This is a genomic window from Escherichia sp. MOD1-EC6162 (assembly GCF_002965125.1).
In the GTDB taxonomy this organism is placed as follows: Bacteria; Pseudomonadota; Gammaproteobacteria; order Enterobacterales; family Enterobacteriaceae; genus Escherichia; species Escherichia marmotae.
Window position 1 is genome coordinate 1 of the sequence record NZ_PTSB01000056.1, and the last position, 5718, is coordinate 5718.

Below are 5718 nucleotides of genomic sequence, written 5' to 3' on the forward strand. Positions count from 1 at the left end.
CCCCAGAGAAGTCAGTGGGTTACGCAGAGAATCGTAACGGGATACCAGATCAAGGGCCTGTCCAATGTGCATAAAAAAATCCGGAAACGAGTGAGCGTTTCCGGATTCTTACACAGCCACTGGATCGATCAACTGATCCTTAACTGATCGGCATTACAGCTCAAGGGCTGCCGTTTTGTGTTTCAGAATTCTGTTATGTATTACTGCTGTTTGCGGCGATGATTTTCGCGACTTTTTCAGCTTGTGCATTCATCTGCATCTGACGGTAAGCATTTTCCATTAGTGGCAGAGCATCACGTGTAGCCTGAGTATCCGGGAAATCACGCAGCATACCTTCTACACGGTTAACGACAGCAACCCACGCGCCGCGTTCTGTATAGTACTCGGCAACAGAGTATTCATATTTCGCCAGGCGATCTTTCAGGAACACCAGACGTTTGGTGGCATCGGTGGTGTACTGACTGTTCGGATAGCCGCGAACTAATTTGGAAAAGTCACTAAACGCAGCTCGAGCATGTTGAGGATCGCGATCGCTACGGTCAACGCCAAAGAATCCTTGTAGCGCACTGTCATCCAGTGCCATATTGGTCAGGCCACGCATATACATGACATAATCGATATTCGGATGGGTCGGGTTCAGGCGAATAAAACGATCGATGGCAGCCTGTGCTAACGGCAGATCGGCGTTTTTATAATAGGCGTAGATGAGATCCAACTGCACCTGCTGTGAATACGGACCAAACGGATAGCGATTATCTAACGCTTCCAGTTGCGTTATTGCCTGTCTCCAGTTACCGTCCTGCAGCTTTTGTTGTGCAGTCGCGTAAATTTCATTTGGCGGATTATCAGGTACTTCTTCCTTTGAACCCGAGCAACCCGCCAAAAACAGGCTTAATGTGGCGGCTGCCACCAGATATTTCATGCGCGTCATGACGTTTTGACTTTCCTCAAAATGTATTACGGGAGATTCTCTGTTCCTGCTCCCGGTTAAGACCAGCTACAATAGCACACTATATTAAACGGCAAAGCCGTAAAACCCCAACGATAAACGAAGAAGCAGTATATATGGCACAACGAGTACAACTCACTGCAACAGTGTCCGAAAACCAACTCGGTCAACGCTTAGATCAAGCTTTGGCCGAAATGTTCCCGGATTATTCACGTTCGCGGATAAAAGAATGGATCCTCGACCAGCGCGTGCTGGTTAACGGCAAAGTTTGTGATAAGCCGAAAGAAAAAGTATTGGGTGGCGAGCAGGTTGCCATCAACGCCGAAATTGAAGAAGAAGCGCGTTTTGAACCGCAGGATATCCCACTGGATATCGTCTATGAAGATGAAGACATCATTGTTATTAATAAACCGCGCGACCTGGTTGTACATCCTGGCGCGGGTAACCCTGATGGCACGGTGTTGAATGCGTTGCTTCATTACTATCCGCCAATTGCAGATGTTCCGCGTGCGGGCATTGTCCATCGTCTGGATAAAGACACGACGGGTTTGATGGTTGTGGCAAAAACGGTTCCAGCTCAGACGCGTTTGGTGGAGTCTCTGCAACGGCGTGAAATTACCCGTGAGTACGAAGCCGTAGCGATTGGTCATATGACTGCGGGTGGCACGGTGGACGAGCCAATCAGCCGCCATCCCACCAAACGCACCCATATGGCGGTGCATCCGATGGGCAAACCAGCGGTCACTCACTATCGCATCATGGAACACTTCCGTGTGCACACGCGTCTGCGGTTGCGTCTCGAAACAGGACGTACGCATCAGATCCGCGTGCATATGGCGCATATCACTCATCCGCTGGTGGGTGATCCGGTTTATGGTGGTCGCCCGCGTCCGCCGAAGGGGGCGTCGGAAGCGTTTATCTCCACGCTGCGTAAGTTTGATCGTCAGGCGCTTCACGCAACGATGCTACGTCTCTATCACCCGATTTCCGGTATCGAAATGGAATGGCACGCGCCTATCCCACAAGATATGGTTGAACTGATTGAGGTGATGCGCGCCGATTTCGAAGAGCATAAGGATGAAGTGGACTGGTTATGAGTAAGTTGATTGTCCCGCAGTGGCCGTTGCCAAAAGGTGTTGCGGCCTGTAGCTCTACCCGTATTGGCGGCGTTAGCTTACCGCCTTACGATTCTCTCAATCTGGGGGCCCATTGTGGTGATAACCCGGAACACGTTGAGGAGAATCGCAGGCGACTTTTTGCTGCGGGCAATTTGCCTTCAAAACCGGTGTGGCTTGAGCAGGTACATGGGAAAGATGTTCTAAGGCTTACTGGCGAACCTTATGCCTCTAAACGGGCGGATGCATCTTATAGCAACACACCTGGCACGGTTTGCGCTGTGATGACTGCCGACTGCCTGCCTGTGCTGTTTTGCAACCGTGCGGGAACGGAAGTCGCCGCTGCTCATGCTGGCTGGCGTGGACTTTGCGCTGGTGTGCTGGAGGAGACAGTTTCTTGTTTTGCTGATAAGCCAGAAAACATTCTTGCCTGGCTGGGACCTGCAATTGGTCCGCGCGCCTTTGAAGTGGGGCCGGAGGTTCGCGAGGCATTTATGGCAGTAGATGCCAAAGCGAGCGAGGCTTTCATTCAGCGTGGTGATAAATATCTGGCGGATATTTATCTGCTTGCCCGGCAGCGTCTGGCGAACGTCGGTGTTGAACAAATTTTCGGTGGTAATCGCTGTACATACACTGAAAATGAGACTTTCTTCTCTTATCGTCGCGACAAGTGCACGGGTCGTATGGCAAGTTTCATTTGGCTGATATAACCTAAAGAATCAAGACGATCCGGTACGCGTGATTTTCTTTTCACATTAATCTGGTCAATAACCTTGAATAATTGAGGGATGACCTCATTTAATCTCCAGTAGCAACTTTGATCCGTTATGGGAGGAGTTATGCGTCTGGATCGTCTTACTAACAAATTCCAGCTTGCTCTTGCCGATGCCCAATCACTTGCACTCGGGCACGACAACCAATTCATCGAACCACTTCATTTAATGAGCGCCCTGCTGAATCAGGAAGGGGGTTCGGTTAGTCCTTTATTAACATCCGCTGGCATTAATGCTGGCCAATTGCGCACAGATATCAATCAGGCATTAAATCGTTTACCGCAGGTTGAAGGTACAGGGGGCGATGTCCAGCCTTCACAGGATCTGGTGCGCGTTCTTAATCTTTGCGACAAGCTGGCGCAAAAACGTGGTGATAACTTTATCTCGTCAGAACTGTTTGTTCTGGCGGCACTTGAGTCTCGCGGCACGCTGGCCGACATCCTGAAAGCAGCAGGGGCGACCACCGCCAACATTACTCAAGCGATTGAACAAATGCGTGGAGGTGAAAGCGTGAATGATCAAGGAGCCGAAGACCAACGTCAGGCTTTGAAAAAATATACCATTGACCTTACCGAACGTGCCGAACAAGGTAAACTCGATCCGGTAATTGGTCGTGATGAAGAAATTCGTCGTACCATTCAGGTACTGCAACGCCGTACTAAAAATAACCCGGTACTGATCGGTGAACCTGGTGTCGGTAAAACCGCCATCGTTGAAGGTTTGGCGCAGCGTATTATCAATGGCGAAGTACCGGAAGGGCTGAAAGGCCGCCGCGTACTGGCGCTGGATATGGGCGCGCTGGTGGCTGGGGCGAAATATCGTGGTGAGTTTGAAGAACGTCTGAAAGGCGTGCTGAACGATCTGTCGAAACAGGAAGGCAACGTCATTCTGTTTATCGATGAGCTGCACACCATGGTGGGCGCAGGTAAAGCCGATGGCGCAATGGACGCCGGGAATATGCTGAAACCGGCACTGGCCCGTGGTGAACTGCACTGCGTGGGCGCGACCACCCTTGATGAATATCGCCAGTACATTGAAAAAGATGCGGCGCTGGAGCGTCGTTTCCAGAAAGTGTTTGTTGCCGAGCCAACGGTGGAAGACACCATTGCTATTCTGCGTGGCCTGAAAGAACGTTACGAGCTGCACCACCATGTGCAAATTACTGACCCGGCAATTGTTGCAGCGGCGACGTTGTCTCATCGCTACATTGCTGACCGTCAGTTGCCAGATAAAGCCATCGACCTGATCGATGAAGCGGCATCCAGTATCCGTATGCAGATTGACTCAAAACCGGAAGAGCTTGACCGACTCGATCGTCGAATTATCCAGCTTAAGCTGGAACAACAGGCGTTAATGAAAGAGTCTGATGAAGCCAGTAAAAAACGTCTGGATATGCTCAATGAAGAACTGAGTGACAAAGAACGCCAGTACTCTGAGTTAGAAGAGGAGTGGAAAGCAGAGAAAGCGTCACTCTCTGGCACCCAGACCATTAAAGCCGAACTGGAACAGGCGAAAATCGCCATTGAACAGGCGCGCCGTGTAGGTGATCTGGCGCGGATGTCCGAACTGCAATACGGCAAAATTCCGGAGCTCGAAAAACAACTGGAAGCGGCTACACAGCTCGAAGGCAAAACCATGCGTCTGTTGCGTAATAAAGTGACTGACGCAGAAATTGCTGAAGTGTTGGCGCGTTGGACGGGCATTCCTGTTTCTCGCATGATGGAAAGTGAGCGCGAAAAACTGCTGCGTATGGAGCAAGAACTGCACCATCGTGTTATTGGCCAAAACGAAGCCGTTGATGCGGTATCTAACGCCATTCGTCGTAGCCGTGCGGGGCTTGCGGATCCTAATCGCCCGATTGGTTCGTTCTTGTTCCTCGGTCCAACGGGTGTAGGTAAAACCGAACTCTGTAAGGCGCTGGCGAATTTTATGTTCGACAGTGACGAGGCGATGGTTCGTATCGATATGTCCGAGTTTATGGAGAAACACTCGGTGTCTCGTCTGGTTGGTGCACCTCCGGGATATGTGGGTTATGAAGAAGGTGGCTACCTGACTGAAGCGGTGCGTCGTCGTCCTTATTCCGTCATTCTGCTGGATGAAGTGGAAAAAGCGCATCCGGATGTATTCAACATTCTGTTGCAGGTTCTGGATGACGGACGTCTGACTGATGGGCAGGGGAGAACGGTCGATTTCCGTAATACGGTGGTCATTATGACCTCTAACCTCGGCTCCGATCTGATCCAGGAACGTTTCGGTGAACTGGATTATGCGCGCATGAAAGAGCTGGTGCTCGGCGTGGTTAGCCATAACTTCCGTCCGGAATTCATAAACCGTATTGATGAAGTTGTGGTCTTCCACCCGTTGGGTGAACAACATATCGCTTCGATTGCCCAGATCCAGTTGAAACGTCTGTACAAACGTCTGGAAGAACGTGGTTATGAAATCCACATTTCTGACGAGGCACTGAAACTGCTGAGCGAGAATGGTTACGATCCGGTTTATGGTGCACGTCCTCTGAAACGTGCTATCCAGCAACAGATCGAAAACCCGCTGGCGCAGCAAATACTGTCTGGTGAATTGGTTCCTGGCAAAGTCATTCGCCTGGAAGTTAATGAAGACCGCATTGTCGCCGTCCAGTAAATGATAAAACGAGTCCTTCGGGGCTCGTTTCTGTCTATAAGTTAGACGGAAAAGACCATGCTCGGGGTGTTTTGCCTGAAAATTGAGCGAACGATAAAGTTTTTATATTTTTCGCTTGTCAGGCCGGAATAACTCCCTATAATGCGCCACCACTGACACGGAACAACGGCAAATAAGCCGCCGGGTCAGCGGGGTTCTCCTGAGAACTTCGACAGAGAAAAGCGAAAAAATGCTTGACTCT

The 5718-nt window shown here is 50.5% G+C and carries 5 protein-coding genes; 3 read left to right on the top strand and 2 right to left on the bottom strand.

Annotated features, from left to right (window positions below):
* Positions 1–72, bottom strand: a 72-nt coding sequence (locus A9587_RS25345; protein ID WP_001675268.1) for a hypothetical protein, incomplete at its 3' end; no start/stop codon positions are given.
* A 121-nt stretch (positions 73–193) separates the two neighbouring features.
* Positions 194–931 (bottom strand): outer membrane protein assembly factor BamD, encoded by a 738-nt coding sequence (gene bamD / locus A9587_RS23790; RefSeq protein WP_000197680.1) that lies wholly within the window; start codon positions 929–931, stop codon positions 194–196.
* Between the two features lie 134 nt (positions 932–1065).
* Here bamD and rluD point away from each other — a divergent pair, with 134 nt between their 5' ends.
* The 3 genes from rluD to clpB all read left to right on the top strand — a co-directional run bounded on the left by rluD (position 1066) and on the right by clpB (position 5477).
* On the top strand, positions 1066–2046 hold the full coding sequence (gene rluD, locus A9587_RS23795) for a 23S rRNA pseudouridine(1911/1915/1917) synthase RluD (protein WP_000079112.1): 981 nt from the start codon (positions 1066–1068) through the stop codon (positions 2044–2046).
* Entirely contained in the window at positions 2043–2774 is a 732-nt protein-coding gene (gene yfiH, locus A9587_RS23800; protein ID WP_000040161.1) for a purine nucleoside phosphorylase YfiH, read from the top strand. The genes rluD and yfiH overlap by 4 nt, the downstream gene beginning before the upstream one ends.
* Positions 2775–2903: 129 nt before the next feature.
* The gene (gene clpB, locus A9587_RS23805) at positions 2904–5477 is read left to right on the top strand and encodes an ATP-dependent chaperone ClpB (protein WP_001516905.1); all 2574 of its coding nucleotides are present in this window, start codon (positions 2904–2906) and stop codon (positions 5475–5477) included.
* The last annotated feature ends 241 nt before the right edge of the window (positions 5478–5718 follow it).